The following is a 17,277-nucleotide window of genomic DNA, read 5'->3' as shown; positions in this document are numbered from 1 at the left end:
TGCGGCATGTCAATACTTCTCTGAGATACCTAGCGGATTCCAACCGAAGTATGGATATAAGAAACAGACACGTGTAAATTTTTCAATAAGATCTGTTTTTAATTACGTTTTGTTTCTTAGGTCAGTAATTAAAAACAAAAACCTCCGGAGCTCCGGAGGTTTGTTTTATTATAGAGTCTTGAATTGCTCCAAGGTTCTTATATCATTTTCAAAGAACATTCTGATGTCGCTCATTTGGTAAAGAAGCATTGTAATTCTTTCAATCCCCATTCCGAATGCATATCCTGAATATTTCTCAGAATCAATATTTACATTCTTTAATACGGCAGGATCTACCATACCACAACCCATGATTTCTAACCAACCGGTTCCTTTTGTAATTCTGTAGTCTGTTTCAGAGTTTAATCCCCAATATACATCAATCTCAGCACTTGGCTCTGTGAATGGGAAATAAGAAGGTCTCATTCTGATCTTAGATTTTCCGAAAAGTTCAGTGGTAAAGAACTGGATGGTTTGCTTTAAATCTGCAAAGCTTACATTTTCATCAATATATAATCCTTCAATCTGGTGGAAGATACAGTGTGAACGTGAAGAAATTGCTTCATTTCTGAACACTCTTCCCGGAGATAAAATTCTGATTGGCGGCTGATTTTCTTCCATAAAGCGGGTTTGTACAGAAGAAGTATGCGTTCTCAAAAGTATATCCGGATTCTGCTCAATGAAGAACGTATCCTGCATATCTCTTGCCGGGTGATATTCCGGAAGATTCAATGCGGTGAAGTTATGCCAGTCATCTTCAATCTCAGGACCATCTGCTACAGCAAATCCAATCGATTTAAAAATTTCAATAATTCTGTTTTTAACCAGGTTGATCGGATGTCTTGACCCCAATTCCAATGGAAAGGCAGGTCTTGTAAGATCTTCTTTTTCTACTACAACAGAGGATGCAGAAGCACTCTTTAAGTCTTCTAATTTTACAGCAACTGCTTGCTTCAAAGTGTTGATCTTTTGTCCGAATTCTTTCTTCTGGTCGTTAGGAACTTCTTTAAATTTTTCAAAAAAATCATTCAGAACTCCTTTTTTACCGTTGTACTTAATACGGAAGTTCTCTATCTCTTCCTTAGAGGTAGCATTAAAGCCGTTTACTTCGATCAGTAGTTCTTCTATCTTTTCTATCATTATTTTACCCTTTCAAAATGTTTTGCAAAAATACGACTTTTAAGTTGAATAATAAGTCCGTCATAAAAAAATCTGCCTCTTTTTCGGGAGGCAGACTTCAATCACTTATTTCACTTAAATAAAAAAATTATTTCTTTTCTAAAGCTTTAACGTTGATTTGAAGAGTTACCTCATCTTTAATCACCCCGTTTTCAGCTGGAGCCTGGAACTTCACGCCAAACTCTTCTCTTTTGATATCTTTAGGCTCAGTAGCAACACTTACTTCCCCGTTTTTCACAGAAACATTAGCTTTAAACTGAACTGGTTTTGTAATTCCTTTAATCGTTAAATTACCATCCAAAAGAGTATTATAATCACCTTCTGTAGCAGGAGTAACCTTTGTGATTTCATAAGAAGCTGTTGGGAATTTTTCTACTTCAAAAAAATCGCCACTTTTAAGGTGACCGTTTAATTTCCCCATATCTTCCGGACTATCTTTCAAGTCTACAGAGGTCAGGGAATTCATATCAGCAACAAATTTACCGCTTTCAAGTTTTCCGTCCTTTACCGTTACATCTCCACTTTCAAACTTAATAGTTCCGAAGTGGCTTGTATTCTCAGATTTAAATACTTTATATCCTTTCCATTCAACCTTACTGTTTAGCGTATCCAAAGTGTACTGGTTACCATCCTTGGTTGTTGTCACCTCATTACTGTCACTCGTAAGCGGTTTGTCTTTTTTACAAGAAACCATTACAGCAGCAACGAATAAAGCAGGAATAGCTAACGAAAACAGTTTTTTTCTCATTTTTGATTTATTTTTATTACTCCCGCTAATATAATAAAAAAAATTATGTTTTCATAAAAACCTTACATTTGTAATATGCTTTTAGAAATAAACAATTTATTCTTCTCTCACACCAAAGAAAAACCGTTGTTTCAAAACCTTAATTTAAGATTTGAGGCCAATAAAATCATTGCCCTGGCAGGAGAAAGTGGATGCGGAAAATCTACCCTTTTAAGCCTTGTATATGGACTGCTTGATTGGGAAAGTGGGGAGATTATTTTTGATGGAACCCAACTCTTGGGTCCCAAAGGAAACCTGGTTCCCGGAGAAGCTGAAATGAAGTTTGTAGCACAGAGTTTCGACCTGATGCCTTATGCTACCGTTGCTGAAAATGTAGGTAAATTTATTTCGAATATCAATTTAACAAAAAAAAGAGAAACCGTCATAGAGCTTCTTGAAGTAGTAGGTCTTCAGGAGTTTGCTGATGTACTTCCTAAGTATTTAAGTGGCGGACAGCAGCAAAGAGTAGCCATCGCAAGAGCGCTTTCTGTGATGCCTAAACTACTTATTCTTGATGAACCCTTCAGTAACCTTGATTTTCCAAGAAAGATTGAGCTTAGAGAAAGACTTTTCCGATATGTGAAGGAACATCAGATCTCTCTGGTTATTTCTACTCACGAACTTCAGGATATCATGCCATGGCTGGATCAGATTGTTATTCTTCAGAATGGAAGACTTATTCAGAATGAGAATCCGGAAGAAACCTACAAAAATCCATACAATTCCTATGTTGCCAAATTATTTGGTGAAGTGAATATCTTTAATGAAGCTGAAACGGCAGACTTCCAGCTTTCAAAATTTTTCTATTATCCAAAAGGAATAAAAGTGGCTGAAAATGGTATCGAAGCCGAAGTGTTAGAAAGCAGATTTGCAGGGAATCATTATTGGAATAAAATTAAAGTGAAGAATAAAGAATTGGTAATGTATACTGATGATAAACTACAAGGTTCTGTCAGTATTTCATTTATTTAAATTTCAGAAAATTGAGATAGCAAAACTCTGCTGTTTAAGCCCTGGCATAACCTTCACAGGCTTACAAAAAAAAACACATAACTCATACATTTACTTATACTTATCAATAAAAAAAATACAAACATAAGAATCTGTTATTAAACTTTTTCTTACATTTGTATTTCCACAGCATAAGGAAATTATTGGTTATTTCTCTTTCTGCCTTTTAGACGGACATTAGCAATCTTGCAATTAAGTCTTTGAAAGATTACACTGTCCAATTTTTTCCTTTTTTTATGGTCCTTAACCGATATCAAAAGTGAATTCTACTTATGCTTTCTTCACAAATTCCGACTTTAAAGCCATTGCTCCGAAACCATCAATCTTACAATCGATATTGTGATCGCTTCCCGGTCTTAGACGGATATTTTTTACTTTAGTACCAGCTTTTACCGGTTTTGGTGCTCCTTTTACAGGAAGATCTTTTACTACCACTACAGAATCACCATCCTGAAGTTCATTTCCGTTAGAGTCCAATATTTTCCCCTCGTTTGCTGCTTCTGAAGCCGCTTCTTCAGGATTCCACTCGTAGAAACACTGAGAACATACCATCATGTTATCGTTCGGGTATGTAAACTCGGAGCTACATTTTGGACAAAGTACTGTATCACTCATATTTTAATTTTTTGCAAAGGTAGGGCTTTTTAAAGGTTGAAGTCAAGAGATAAAAGTCAGGATAGTAGATAATAAACAGATTTTAATTATACACCAACAAGGGAATTACGATAAGATAACTAAGCTAAATGTAAAGAAAATAAAGTATACAGATAAACCGTGTATATTTTTTTCGTAAAGATTTTTCATTTAAGCAAAACAGGAGTTCATTCATCTCTGAATAAAAGGCCTTTATAACTGAGTAAAAAAATTGAATATTCAGAAAAATCTTTGCAAATTCTACATTAAAATTTATATACAATTTTACACCATTGTCATTGACTACGTCAAATCTTCGATTTCTGACGAAGGAAGAATCTCATATATGGCTTAGATTCTTCATTTCACTTCTGAACTACGTTCACAGACTTTCAGCCTGTATTCAGATGGCTGGGTCATACTATTAAAATCAGGAGATTAATATATAATTGCTATAATTTAAAAGCTCATAAATATCACAAACTAACTATTCACTCTAAAACCCTCCCACCTTCAAACTCTCCAACTCAATCTTCAACTCTCAACTTTAATTCGTATTTTTGCAGATTCAAACAGCGAAGCAAACTTATGGAACTTATTCACAGAAACTTGGCAATCGGAATTCACGATGCCTTACAGGAAACATTTTTTGAAAAAAACAAATATGCCGATAAAGTTATTGAAAGACTTTTAAAGGCAAACAGAAAATGGGGAAGCCAGGACAGAGCTGTTGTTTCTGAGATTTTCTACAATATTATCCGTTGGAAAAAACGCCTTGAATATTATATGGGCGAAGGAGTAAAACCCAACAATATTTATAAACTTATCATTGCTTATCTTCTTTGGAGCAAGACCAACTATAAAAAGTTTGAAGAGTTTGACGGAATCAAAATTGCAGACATTCTTACCAAACTTAAAAAGAATACAGTTCCTACCAAAGCCATAGAATATTCTATCCCGGACTGGTTGGCGGAAACGTTGGAAAAAGAATTGGGTGCTAAATGGGAAAGAGAAATGCTTGCTTTGAATGAGCAGGCCCCTACTGTTTTAAGAGCAAACTCATTAAAAACAACGACAAAGGAACTTATTTCTGACCTTTCAGACGAAGGTGTTGTATCCTTTCCTATCAAAAACTATCCTGATGCGGTACAGTTGGAAGAGAAAAAGAATGTTTTCCTTACTACAGCTTTTAAAGAAGGATTGTTTGAAGTTCAGGATGCTTCTTCTCAGAAGATCGGATATTTCCTTGACGTAAAAGAAGGGCAAAGAGTTGTGGATGCATGTGCTGGTGCAGGAGGAAAAACACTTCACCTGGCAGCATTAATGCAAAACAAAGGTCAAATTGTAGCTTTGGATATTTTCGAGTGGAAATTGGCTGAATTGAAGCGCCGTGCTAAAAGAGCCGGAGCCCACAATATTGAAACCCGTATGATCTCTGACAACAAGGTTATCAAGCGTCTTCATGATAAAGTAGACAGACTATTAATTGATGCACCATGTTCAGGTCTTGGAGTTTTGAAAAGAAACCCGGACAGTAAGTGGAAAATCGACCAGGACTTTATTGACAGAATCAAAAAAGAACAACAGCAGATTCTTCAGGATTATTCCAAGATGCTTAAAAAAGGTGGAAAGATGGTATATGCAACATGTTCTATCTTACCTTCTGAAAACAACCTTCAGGTAGATGAATTCATTAAAAACAACCCTGGATTTAAAATGATTAAGGATGAGAAGGTAATGCCAAGCGAAGGATACGATGGATTCTATATGGCATTGATTGAGAGAGTTTCTTAATTAACATTACATACCTCTACATATAAAAACTACTCCTTTGAGTAGTTTTTTTCCTTTTTTAGACAATTATGTAACATTTTGCCACTATTCTCTACTAAACTCTATAGATTAACCGTTTTGATGTTATAGGATATACTGATAAATTTCAATGACTTTATAGCAAATTATAATTATGAATACAAGAACCTAACTCTTGAGCTATCTTCTTAACCTTATCTGCATCTATACAGTTCTAAGGATACCAAGTAATATTCTTATTCTAGAAAAAATTCCCACAAAACGATTACTCATGACATCACCGACTGACAATGCTTCTCCCTGTTTTTAAGGGCGGAAAATCATTTCAAAGTCGGAATAGTATAGTTAGTAAGAAAAACAAGATTTTAACTTACTAGCAAAGGGCTTGTTAAAACCCTATAAAAACAAAACCTTCTTGCATGAGAATTGCAAGAAGGTAAAAACACAAATGATGAAAAAAAATTATTTCGAGCCACAAAGTAAGGGCTAAAATTCACATAATAAATTATCATATATTAAGAAATATGTCATTTTTATTTTGTATAGAGGATACAGTAATTTTAGCCCAACGAAAAAAATTAATCAAAAACATATTAATTCTTGCAAATAGTTAATATTTTTCTATTAAATAATTTATTTAGTTAAAAATATTAATTTACAAACATTTTTTATTGTTATTTATAAACATCCCTTTTACTTTTGTCTCATAAATAATAAAAATATGTGTGGAATTGTATGTTTATTCGATGCCAAGCAAAAAACTGAGATATTAAGGCCTCAGGTTTTAGAAATGTCAAAAAAGATCCGTCACAGAGGACCGGATTGGAGTGGAGTCTTTCAGAATGAAAAAGTAGTTTTCTCCCATGAGAGACTTGCCATTGTAGATCCAACATCCGGAAAACAACCTTTATTTACTAAAGACGGAAAAGTAGTATTAGCCGTAAACGGTGAAATCTACAACCATAGAGAATTAAAAGAAGAATTTCCTGATTATGAGTTTCAGACTCAATCTGATTGTGAGGTTATTCTGGCACTTTATAGAAAATATGGAAAAGATTTTGTTGAAAAACTAAATGGAATTTTCGCATTTGCATTATACGATACTGAAAATGAAGTGTACCTGATTGCCCGTGACCACATGGGAATCTGTCCACTTTATCAAGGCTGGGATAAGAACGGAAACTATTATGTAGCTTCTGAATTAAAAGCTCTGGAAGGTGTATGCAAAACTATTGAAACCTTCTTACCCGGACATTTGGTATACAGCAAGGACGGAAGTGAGCTTCAGCAGTGGTACACCAGAGAATGGGAAAGTTTTGACCACGTAAAAGAGAACGAAACGGATATTTCCAAATTGAGAAAAGGCCTTGAAGACGCAGTTCACAGACAACTAATGAGTGATGTACCTTACGGAGTATTGCTTTCCGGTGGATTAGATTCTTCTGTTATTTCAGCAATAACCGCAAAATTTGCCAGACAAAGAATTGAAAGTGGTGATACTCAGGAAGCATGGTATCCAAGATTACACAGTTTTGCTGTAGGTCTTGTAGGATCTCCTGATTTAGCTGCGGCACAAAAAGCAGCGGAACATATCGGATCTGTACACCATGAGGTTAATTTTACGGTTCAGGAAGGATTGGATGCTGTACGTGACGTAATTTATCATCTGGAAACTTATGATGTAACAACCATCAGAGCTTCCACCCCGATGTATCTTTTAGCAAGAGTAATCAAATCAATGGGTATTAAAATGGTATTATCCGGAGAAGGTTCTGATGAATTATTCGGTGGATATTTGTATTTCCATAAAGCTCCTAACGCTAAAGAATTCCATGATGAAACAGTAAGAAAACTTGGAAAGCTTCACCTATACGACTGTCTGAGAGCTAACAAAGCTTTAATGAGCTGGGGAATAGAAGGAAGGGTTCCTTTTCTAGACAAAGAATTTATGGATATTGCCATGATGCTTAACCCAAAAGATAAAATGATTAATGTACCTGAAGGAAAAATTGAAAAATGGGTATTAAGAAAAGCATTTGAAGATCTCCTTCCTGCCTCTATTGCATGGAGACAAAAAGAACAGTTTTCAGACGGTGTAGGATATTCATGGATTGATACTCTAAAAGAAGTTGCTGAGAAAGAGGTTACAGATGAGATGATGGCTAACGCAAGATTCAGATTCCCGTTAAACACTCCTCAAAACAAAGAAGAATACAGATACAGAACTATTTTTGAAGAGCACTTCCCAAGTGAAACAGCAGCAGCCACGGTTCCTTCAGTTCCGTCTGTAGCATGCTCCACTCCTATCGCATTGGAATGGGATGAGGCTTTCAAAAAAATGAACGACCCAAGCGGAAGAGCAGTGAAAGTGCATGAAACATCGTATTAAGGCATGAGAGTAAGGGAATTTTAGGATTAGAATGAATGATGAGCGGTCAAATTGTTATCCTATTAATTTGAGATGTTCAAAACTTAAGGTTTGAGGTTTAAAGGTATCGTGATACTAAATCCATTCATGATTTACTTGCAAAGCAAAATTCATTACCAACATTTACAATGTAAAATAACATTCTTATTCCTCTTGTTTTTGACCTTTCTATAATAATTTATTAATCCTGTAGCAATACGGGATTATTTTTTGAATTAACTATAACAATATGGCATAATTTAACTGACAATCAAAAATAATATCTAATAAATAATTATATTTGGAAAACGAAAATATCAATTATAAAAAAATGAGAAGAAACCTTACTGTTTTATTTGCCTTATTATTCATCAGTTTTGCTTTTGGACAGGGAAAATATGGCAAATATCTGAACTCAAAAAAGCTTGCTTTAGCTTATAAAAGCGTGAAAGATGCTGATAAGGATGACTATTATCAACAGTTTTACTGGCTGGTAAAAGCTGAGCAGCTTAAAACCTATCCTCACCTTAAGGATATAAAGCCGGTAGTGCTGTATGAATTTGTAAAATACGTAAACCCTCAGAATCCAACAAAAAAACTGGATAAAAGAGATAAAGAACTTAGAGCTACTGCAGAATTATCTTTAAATCAATACTTCAAAAACAAAAACTTTGAGAACAATTCTGTATTAATGTACAACCTTGAGACGTATGTTGACCCATCAAAAGGACAATTCTACACCAAGGTAGATCCTGAAAAAATTAAAGAACTGGTTCCTAAGGAATTATTTGCCTTCAATTCTTTCAACAGAAATTTAGGAGAGGAAAAAACGTATTATCTTTGGGTGGATAAGAAAAAAGATGATCTTAACATTGTAGATATTATTCCTAGTGAAAAAGAGGACAAATCGTTCTACACAAGATTAAGACAATACCTTCCAAGCTATAAATTTTCAAAATATGTTCCAACGGTAAAAAAAGGGAACAAATCTGATAAAACAGACGTAGAATATTATTACATCATGCCTTTCGAGCAGAATACTGATAATATTGAATATAAAACAAAGGATTTCAAAAATTTCACTTTGAGCCAGTATAGAAAAGCCGGTGACGAATGGAAAGGAGTAGAAAAACCTAAAAAATAAATCAAAAAGTTCTGTGATATTTCGCAGGACTTTTTTAATTTTATATGGATTTCTTTATCTAAGAATCAAACTGCTTAAAGCAAGCTCTTTTCTTCAAATAAAATAAGTCTGGAAATTTTTGAATATTCCAGCCTATACAAAATGACAGAAACAAACCCTCAACAGACATCCATAAAGAAAATTCTTCCTCTGATTCTGGCTACTGCTATTTTTATGCAAATGCTGGATTCAACCATTCTGAATACTTCTCTTCCATCTATCGCCAAGGATCTTCACGAGTCTCCGCTGAATATGCAGAACGCCATTATCAGTTATGTATTGACATTGGCCGTTTTTATGCCGGCAAGTGGATTTTTAGCAGACCGGTTTGGAACTAAGAAAATATTTATTTTTTCTTTGATATTATTCAGTTTAGGTTCTTTATTCTGTTCATTATCCCAAAACCTTACCCATCTTGTTATTTCAAGAGTCATCCAGGGAGTTGGAGGAAGTTTGATGACACCGGTCGGAAAACTGGCACTCATTAAAACCTTTGATAAGAGTGAATTACTGAAAGCCATGAACTTTGCAATTATCCCTGCACTTATCGGTCCTGTTCTTGGGCCATTGGTAGGTGGTTATATGGTGGATTATCTGTCATGGCATTGGATATTTCTCATCAATATTCCTATTGGTTTTTTAGGAATTATCTTAGGATTAAAATTTATGCCCGATTATAAATCTGATGATGTAGATTTTGATTTAAAAGGTTTCTTCATTTTCGCTGCAGCCTCTCTCCTGCTCTCCATTTCACTGGAGCTGTTTGGAGATATGCAGAATATCACCCCGGTTCTCATTGTATTTATCCTTGGGTTCCTGTTTCTTTATTATTATTATAAACATGCCAAAAAAGGAGGTCATCCTATTTTTCCATTAAACCTCTTTCAGGTAAGAACTTTTCGTGTGGGTATTGTGGGAAATCTAGCAACAAGATTAGGAATCAGTTCTATTCCTTTGCTTCTTCCACTGATGATTCAGATTGCTTATAAACAGTCTGCCGTAACTTCGGGATGGATTATTGCTCCGATGGCTCTGACTGCTATATTCGGAAAATCATCTGTTATCAAAATTCTGGATAAATATGGATATCGACAAACATTAATGATCAATACTTTTATCATCGGAACCTTGATCTGTATGCTGGCTATTCCTGATATCCATACTTCATTATATTGGTTTGTTCCTATTATTGCAGTACTTGGATTTTTCAACTCTATCCAGTTTACTTCCATGAACACAATTTCTATTGCGGATCTCCGAAATTTCCAGACCAGCAGCGGTAATTCTTTAATATCAGTTAATCAGCAGCTCGCCATAGGCTTTGGAATTGCTTTCGGGCTGATCGTTTTAAAATTATATGAAGGTTCAGACCTCATCCAGGGTGAAACCCACAACGCCTTCCGATATACTTTTCTCACAGTGGGAATATTAACGATCTTATCAGGATTCGTGTTTAGAAGACTCCATATTTCGGATGGAAAGAATATGAAATCGAAAGATGAATAAGTAAAGATTACAGCTTTTTCAACCTCTTTACATTCTCCCTTTCTACTCTTATACGAACTTATCACAGATCAATGCATTTGCCTTATAAGTATGGTAATTTTGTTTACATAAAATCAACAATATTATGGCAACTAAAAAAGTAGAAATGGTAGTATCTCCAAGACCTGCCCACTTTGTAGGTGACGGTTTTAGAGTTCATAATTTTATTCCTGGTGTACAGGGATTAGATATGAAGAGAATGGATCCGTTCATTATGCTTGATTATAATTCAAAATTTCATTTCAATGGTTCTGACAGACCAAGAGGTGTAGGTGTTCATCCACACAGAGGTTTTGAAACAGTAACCATAGCCTATAGCGGTAAAGTAGAGCATCATGACAGTGCAGGCGGCGGCGGTGTCATCGGAGAAGGTGATGTACAGTGGATGACGGCTGCCAAGGGAGTTCTTCACAAAGAATATCATGAAACGGAATGGGCTAAAGAAGGCGGAATCTTTCAAATGGTTCAGCTTTGGGTAAATCTTCCCGCAAAAGATAAGATGAGTAATCCTAAATACCAGGCGATTGAAAATTCCAAGATGGAAAAAGTTGACCTTGGTGACAATGGGCATGTAGAAGTCATTGCCGGAGAATTTAATGGACACAAAGGCCCTGCTTTTACCTTCACTCCTGTTCATATGATGAACGCAAAGCTTAAAGCCGGTGGTAAGGCAGAATTTAATTTTCCTGCTCACTTTAATACTGCTGCTTTGGTGATTGAAGGAAATATTACCATCAATGGAGAAGAACATGGTAAAGCAGATCATCTGGTTCTATTTAAAAATGAAGGTGAGTCTTTCACTATTGAAGCAAAAGAAGATTCAATTGTTTTAATCATCAGCGGAGAGCCAATCAATGAACCGATCTTTCCTCATGGCCCTTTCGTGATGAATACAAGAGAGGAAATTATGCAGGCTTTTGAGGATTTTAATACCGGAAAATTCGGGTACCTTGAAGATTAAAAGGAGAGAATTAAATTTTCCTTAATCTTAAATAGTCTCTTTTTTACTAACTTTATATATCATTATATCGGATTGAAGTGTAAAGATTAATGTTAAATAATGTTTGGGGATATAAACCTTATAGGCTTCGAAAACCTATAAGGTTTGTTTTCTCAGCGACATTTAAAGTAATATTAATCTCTTCAACCCAAGATCTTTAATAAACTTTTAATATAAAAAATTATGAAACCTGAATTTGAAAACATACCTCTTGTAAAAACCGAAAAAAGATTTCAAATAGAATTTAATGGGCATTATGCCTTCATTGATTATCGCGAAACTACTCACCAGATTGCATTAATACACACTGAAGCAGATCCGGAACTTGGAGGAACAGGAGCTGCATCTGCTGTTGTGGAAAAAACATTACACTATATTGAAGAAAGCGGTAAAAAACTTCTCCCTTTTTGTCCATACGTTTTTGCCTTTATCAAAAAGCATTCGGAGTGGAAACGTATTGTAGATGAAAAGTTTGATGGATACGATAAACTGTAAATTTTCATCATCTTTTATTTAAACTAACATTAAAAGCATTACATCATTATGTCAAATATTGGACTTATCATCGAAGAAAAAGCAGCAGACATCGGAAATTTTCTGGTAGGAAGACTTCTTCCGTTCCGTGAAAAAAGAGCGGTGGGACCTTTTGTTTTTATCGACCACATGGGACCTTCAGAATTAAAGGATTATCAAAATCTTGACGTGCCGCCACATCCACATATCGGATTATCTACATTGACTTATCTGCTTGAAGGCTCTATTTTTCACAGAGACAGTATTGGAAGTGCTCTTGAGATCAAACCTGGTGCAGTTAACTGGATGACGGCCGGAAAAGGAGTGGTACATTCTGAAAGAACTCCCGAATATTTAAGACACAGTGACAAGAGACTTCACGGATTCCAGATATGGGTAGGTCTTCCTAAACATCTTGAACAATCTGAACCTACTTTCCATCATATTGAAGCGGATGAAATTCCGGTTTGGGAGGAAGATGGGATTCAATATAAATTAATTGCCGGAGAAGCATTTGGAAAAACCTCTCCTGTTCCTGTACACAGTAAATTATTTTTCATCGAGATCAAAACCAAAGAGGCTAAGAAAATAAGCATTGGAAAAGATCTGTATGGAGAAGCGGCCATGTATGTTTTGGATGGAACAGTAACTACCGAAGGGAACTCTTATGGTTCAAAACAACTGATGATCGCGAAAGATACCAAGCTTTGTGAGTTTGATATGAGCGAAAACGGTACGGTATATCTTTTCGGTGGTGAGCCTTTTGATGAGGAACGTTTTATCTTCTGGAACTTTGTAAATTCTGACAAGGAAGTGATTGACCAGGCTAAAGTAAACTGGAACGATCAAAATCATGAGGCATTTCCTTTGGTTCCGGGTGATGAACAAGAATATGTTCCACTACCGAAAGCGATTTTAAACAGAAAATAATTTCATTTGATAAGAAAAACCATGAAAATATTAGCATTTGCAGGAAGCAGCTCCTCTACTTCTATTAACAGAGAACTGGTAAAGTTTGTTTTAAAGGATTTTCAGGAAGAAGAGATCAACCTCATTGACCTGAATGACTTCACGATGCCTGTTTTCTCTGTAGATCTTGAAAAGAAAGGGTTTCCGGATGAAGCTCATCATTTTTTAAAGGTCATTGAGGAATGTGATGTTATCATCTGTTCTCTTGCAGAACACAACAGATCGTACAGTGCCGCTTTTAAAAATGTTTTTGATTGGGCATCAAGGATTAATGTGAAGGTATTTCAAAACAAACCGATGCTTCTGATGAGTACTTCTCCCGGAGGGTATGGTGGTGGAAATGTTATGAATACAGCCAAGACATTCTTTCCCCAATTTGCAGCAGATATCAAGGACACTTTTTCATTGCCGAAATTCTATGAGAATTTTGATCTTGAAAGTGGAGTCATTAATCCTGATATCCTCAGTGAGCTGAAAGCAAAAATTGAAAATTTTAAATACCAAATTAAAACCAATGACTAAGGGAAGATTAGAAGCTTTCAGCGATGGGGTTCTGGCAATCATCATTACTATCATGGTTCTTGAACTGAAAGTACCTGAAGGAGGCAGCTGGGCCAGTCTCAAACCGCTTCTTCCTAAATTTTTAGCTTATATTTTCAGTTTCATTTATGTAGGTATTTACTGGAATAACCATCATCACCTATTTCAGGCGGTGAAAAAGGTAAACGGAGGCATTCTCTGGGCCAATCTTCATTTATTATTCTGGCTTTCTATGATGCCTATTGCCACAGAATGGATTGGCACTACCGGTTTTGCAGAAAACCCTGTAGCCACCTATGGTATCGTCCTCGTATTATGTGCAATTGCCTACAGCATTCTGGAGAATGTTATTATCCGGTGTGAAGGTGAAAACTCAAAGCTGAAGGAGGCTATACACGCAAAGTATAAGGAGAATATATCTATTATTTTTTATATTTTGGGAATCGCTATTTCATTTTTTTATCCTTATATTGCCATAGGTTTTTATTATATAGTGGCTCTTATATGGCTGATTCCGGACCAAAGAATCGAAAAATCATTAAAAGACAATTAATATGGAAACACACGAATATCCTAACGGCGACATTACTGTCATCTGGCAGCCTCAAAAGTGTATCCACTCGGCTGTATGTGTAAAAATGCTTCCCAAAGTCTACAATCCAAAAGACAGACCCTGGATAAAAGCAGAAAATGCAACCCCTGAAGAATTAAAAAAACAGATAGATCAATGCCCATCTGGAGCATTAAGTTATAAATTCAATACTGGAAAATAATGGCAGTAACGGTAAAAGCAAGTTTAGGAAAAACAAAATACTATACAGAGGTAACAGCGGGAGAAAATACAATCATTACCGATGAACCTATAGATAAAGGCGGACAGAACAAAGGTTTCAATCCCATGGAAATTCTGGCTACTTCTTTGGCAAGCTGTACCGCAGCAACCCTAAGAATGTACATCGAAAGAAAGGAATGGGATGTGGAAAACATCAATGTGGAAGTAGAACTTGAAAACTACCCATTAACCAAAAGAGCAATATTCAAAAGAGAGATCAGCTTTGATGGAGTTTTGGATGATGAACAGTTGAAAAGACTGCATACCATTGCTGATGCCTGCCCCGTACATAAAATATTAACCAACGATATAGAAATACTAACTAAATTCTCATAAAACATGATCGAAGTAAAACAAAACAACGACGAGAAACACGGAAGTTTTGAAGCTTTCATAGATGGAAAACGCGCAGGAATGATGACGTATACCTGGGCAGGAGAAGAAAGATTTATTATAGACCACACGGAGGTGGAAGAAGCCTACAACGGAAAAGGTGTAGGTAAGGAAATGCTTTTGGCTGCTGTAAATTTTGCAAGAAAGAACGGGAAGAAAATCATTCCTCTTTGTCCTTTTGCTAAAGCCAGTTTCCAAAAGAGTGAAGAATTGCAGGATGTTTTAGTGAATTAATCACTGTTTCCACCCTTACAATACAAACCTTTCAGAGTAAATCTGGAAGGTTTTTTTATGCTGATTTTTTTGGGGCAGTTATATATAATTATCTTGCAATGCTATCATTACGACTCTGTCATTCTTCCTTCGTCAGAATGACAGTAGTGCAAATTTTTCATATAGTTCCTTTATTTTTAACGCTAGAGTCGCAAAGTTTTTTTAATAGAATATTTCAAATGGGTCGCAAAGGCGTTTCACTCAGCAATGGCTGGAAGTTTTTTATGCAGAATTTTTTATTTTTAATGCCTGATGCTTTTTTAACGCAAAGTTTTTATTAACTTGATGTTATATTTTTAAGCGAGCTAAGAGTGAATCGATTTTCAATCGATTTGATGAAGGGAATTGTTATTCGTTATCCCTAAAAAATGGTAAAAAATATAGAGAACAATTGCTTTTGTGAGCTTCATAACATCCTGCTCCCAGCTCCCAGCTTCAAACCTTTCTGAAAAATATAGGTTTTATCCCAAGCTTAGGTTACTTTCCAAAAGTAATTGTATAAAAATTGCCTCTGAACTAAATTCACGATTCACGATGGTTCTTTTTTATATATTTGCTAAAATTTAAAATCTAAGCATGAATCCAGGAACTATCCTTTTGCTGTTTGTCTTTATCTACTTCATCGGCCTTTTGGTGATCTCATATTTCACCAGCCGGAATTCTGACAATCAGTCCTTCTTTATCGGTAATAAAAAAAGTAAATGGTGGCTCGTTGCATTCGGAATGATAGGTACCAGTTTAAGTGGGGTTACCTTTATTTCAGTTCCAGGAACAGTCGGTAAAATGACCGGCTCCGAATATATTTATGGTGGTTTTGAATATTACATGATGGTGATTGGCTTCTTTATAGGATATTTTATTGTTGCTGCCATTCTTCTGCCATTGTATTATAAGATGAACCTTACTTCTATTTATACGTATTTGGGAAAAAGATTCAATTTGGAAGCGCATAAAATCGGATCCATATTCTTTATTATTTCAAGGGCTATTGGCGCTACAGCAAGATTATATCTGGTGGTAAATGTGTTGCAGATTTTCCTTCTTGAAGGATTAGGAGTTCCATTTTGGGTAACTTCCATGATTCTTTTACTGATGGTTCTTCTCTATACTTTTGAAGGAGGTGTAAAAACCATTGTGATTACAGATACCTTGCAGACTTCTTTCATGATTATCAGTTTAGTGGCTTGTATTGTCTATATTCTATCCAATCTAAATCTGTCTTTTGGTGAAGCGTATACAATTTTAGAGCAGAAAAACTATACTCACTTCATCAATTTTGACCCTAATTCCAAAACATTCTTCCTTAAAACCATTCTGGGCGGAATCTTCATTACGATTGCCATGACCGGACTGGATCAGGAAATGATGCAGAAAAATATCTCTGTAGACAACCTTAAAAATTCAAAGAAAAACATGTTAACTTTTGCAGGAACCCTTCTATTGGTTAACCTTGCTTTCTTATTTTTAGGAGGATTACTTTATCTTTTCGCCTTACAGTATGGTGCAGAATATGGAACTACCGGAACTGATCCTGTGAGCAATATCTTCGGTTTCAAAGATGCTGCAGGAAACATCAAGAATATCATGGGAGATGATCTTTTCCCTGCTTTATCTCTTAATGGATATTTCCCAATGGCCATTTCCGTTATTTTCATCATCGGATTGATTTCAGCGTTATTCCCATCTGCGGATGGAGCATTAACAGCGGTAACAAGCTCCTATTGTGTAGATTTATTAAACCTTAACGAAGATAAAACCAAAACTGAAAAAGAAAAGAAAAGACTTCGTATGAAAGTGCATTTAACATTCACTGTTATGTTCTTCATTCTAATCATGGTTTTCAAAGCACTGAATGACAAATCTATTGTCTACCTGATTATGGAAATTGCGGGATATACGTACGGACCTCTATTAGGACTTTTTGCTTTCGGGATTTTCACCAAGTTTCAGATTTCCAAAAAATACGCTATTCTTATGGTAACAATTCTGGCTCCTATTATCACTTATTTAATCAATTTTGCGGTTACTTCTTATACGGATTACAGAATTGGTGTGGAACTGATTGTTCTTAATGGATTATTGACCTTTATTGGATTATGGATGATGAAGGATAAGCAGCATTTAAGAATCGTTTAACCCATAGTAACCCCAAAATATCAGC

The 17,277-nt window shown here is 35.5% G+C and carries 17 protein-coding genes; 14 read left to right on the top strand and 3 right to left on the bottom strand.

Going from position 1 to position 17,277, the window contains the following annotated elements; translation table 11 throughout:
* Nucleotides 1-168: 168 nt before the first annotated feature.
* Complete coding sequence (gene pheS / locus CHSO_RS06155) at nucleotides 169-1,179, bottom strand: phenylalanine--tRNA ligase subunit alpha (protein ID WP_045493675.1); 1,011 nt, start codon at nucleotides 1,177-1,179, stop codon at nucleotides 169-171.
* 127 nt (nucleotides 1,180-1,306) lie between these two features.
* Nucleotides 1,307-1,966, bottom strand: coding sequence for a YceI family protein (locus CHSO_RS06150; protein ID WP_045493673.1), 660 nt, complete (start codon nucleotides 1,964-1,966; stop codon nucleotides 1,307-1,309).
* Nucleotides 1,967-2,041: 75 nt separating this feature from the next.
* Here CHSO_RS06150 and CHSO_RS06145 point away from each other — a divergent pair, with 75 nt between their 5' ends.
* Nucleotides 2,042-2,977, top strand: a complete 936-nt coding sequence (locus CHSO_RS06145) for a sulfate/molybdate ABC transporter ATP-binding protein (RefSeq protein ID WP_045493670.1) — start codon at nucleotides 2,042-2,044, stop codon at nucleotides 2,975-2,977.
* Nucleotides 2,978-3,286: 309 nt separating this feature from the next.
* Here CHSO_RS06145 and CHSO_RS06140 read toward each other — a convergent pair whose 3' ends face one another.
* Nucleotides 3,287-3,631, bottom strand: coding sequence for a zinc ribbon domain-containing protein YjdM (locus CHSO_RS06140; RefSeq protein WP_045493665.1), 345 nt, complete (start codon nucleotides 3,629-3,631; stop codon nucleotides 3,287-3,289).
* Between the two features lie 606 nt (nucleotides 3,632-4,237).
* Here CHSO_RS06140 and CHSO_RS06135 point away from each other — a divergent pair.
* From CHSO_RS06135 to CHSO_RS06070, 13 genes are all read left to right on the top strand, one after another.
* On the top strand, nucleotides 4,238-5,443 hold the full coding sequence (locus tag CHSO_RS06135) for an RsmB/NOP family class I SAM-dependent RNA methyltransferase (protein ID WP_045493662.1): 1,206 nt from the start codon (nucleotides 4,238-4,240) through the stop codon (nucleotides 5,441-5,443).
* A 739-nt stretch (nucleotides 5,444-6,182) separates the two neighbouring features.
* On the top strand, nucleotides 6,183-7,850 hold the full coding sequence (gene asnB, locus CHSO_RS06130; protein ID WP_045493658.1) for an asparagine synthase B: 1,668 nt from the start codon (nucleotides 6,183-6,185) through the stop codon (nucleotides 7,848-7,850).
* 319 nt (nucleotides 7,851-8,169) lie between these two features.
* Entirely contained in the window at nucleotides 8,170-9,012 is an 843-nt protein-coding gene (locus tag CHSO_RS06125) for a hypothetical protein (protein ID WP_045493655.1), read from the top strand.
* A gap of 141 nt (nucleotides 9,013-9,153) precedes the next feature.
* Nucleotides 9,154-10,557 (top strand): MFS transporter, encoded by a 1,404-nt coding sequence (locus CHSO_RS06120; RefSeq protein WP_045493652.1) that lies wholly within the window; start codon nucleotides 9,154-9,156, stop codon nucleotides 10,555-10,557.
* 124 nt (nucleotides 10,558-10,681) lie between these two features.
* Nucleotides 10,682-11,557 (top strand): pirin family protein, encoded by an 876-nt coding sequence (locus tag CHSO_RS06115; protein ID WP_045493649.1) that lies wholly within the window; start codon nucleotides 10,682-10,684, stop codon nucleotides 11,555-11,557.
* A 222-nt stretch (nucleotides 11,558-11,779) separates the two neighbouring features.
* Complete coding sequence (locus CHSO_RS06110; RefSeq protein ID WP_045493647.1) at nucleotides 11,780-12,091, top strand: GNAT family N-acetyltransferase; 312 nt, start codon at nucleotides 11,780-11,782, stop codon at nucleotides 12,089-12,091.
* A 48-nt stretch (nucleotides 12,092-12,139) separates the two neighbouring features.
* Nucleotides 12,140-13,039 (top strand): pirin family protein, encoded by a 900-nt coding sequence (locus CHSO_RS06105; protein WP_045493645.1) that lies wholly within the window; start codon nucleotides 12,140-12,142, stop codon nucleotides 13,037-13,039.
* A 21-nt stretch (nucleotides 13,040-13,060) separates the two neighbouring features.
* Nucleotides 13,061-13,600, top strand: coding sequence for an NADPH-dependent FMN reductase (locus CHSO_RS06100; RefSeq protein WP_045493642.1), 540 nt, complete (start codon nucleotides 13,061-13,063; stop codon nucleotides 13,598-13,600).
* Nucleotides 13,593-14,171 (top strand): TMEM175 family protein, encoded by a 579-nt coding sequence (locus CHSO_RS06095; RefSeq protein WP_045493639.1) that lies wholly within the window; start codon nucleotides 13,593-13,595, stop codon nucleotides 14,169-14,171. Before CHSO_RS06100 ends, CHSO_RS06095 begins: the two co-directional genes overlap by 8 nt.
* A gap of 1 nt (nucleotide 14,172) precedes the next feature.
* Nucleotides 14,173-14,391, top strand: coding sequence for a (4Fe-4S)-binding protein (locus CHSO_RS06090; RefSeq protein WP_045493637.1), 219 nt, complete (start codon nucleotides 14,173-14,175; stop codon nucleotides 14,389-14,391).
* Nucleotides 14,391-14,786, top strand: coding sequence for an OsmC family protein (locus tag CHSO_RS06085; protein ID WP_045493636.1), 396 nt, complete (start codon nucleotides 14,391-14,393; stop codon nucleotides 14,784-14,786). The genes CHSO_RS06090 and CHSO_RS06085 overlap by 1 nt, the downstream gene beginning before the upstream one ends.
* A 3-nt stretch (nucleotides 14,787-14,789) precedes the next feature.
* Nucleotides 14,790-15,077 carry a GNAT family N-acetyltransferase gene (locus CHSO_RS06080; RefSeq protein ID WP_171817612.1) on the top strand — a complete coding sequence of 96 codons (288 nt, stop codon included), beginning with the start codon at nucleotides 14,790-14,792 and terminating at the stop codon, nucleotides 15,075-15,077.
* A 615-nt stretch (nucleotides 15,078-15,692) separates the two neighbouring features.
* Nucleotides 15,693-17,252: a sodium:solute symporter gene (locus CHSO_RS06070; RefSeq protein WP_045493632.1), complete on the top strand. Its 1,560-nt coding sequence runs from the start codon at nucleotides 15,693-15,695 to the stop codon at nucleotides 17,250-17,252.
* The last annotated feature ends 25 nt before the right edge of the window (nucleotides 17,253-17,277 follow it).

Source organism: Chryseobacterium sp. StRB126 (genome assembly GCF_000829375.1).
GTDB lineage: Bacteria > Bacteroidota > Bacteroidia > Flavobacteriales > Weeksellaceae > Chryseobacterium.
This window is presented reverse-complemented; position numbering and strand designations above follow the sequence as displayed.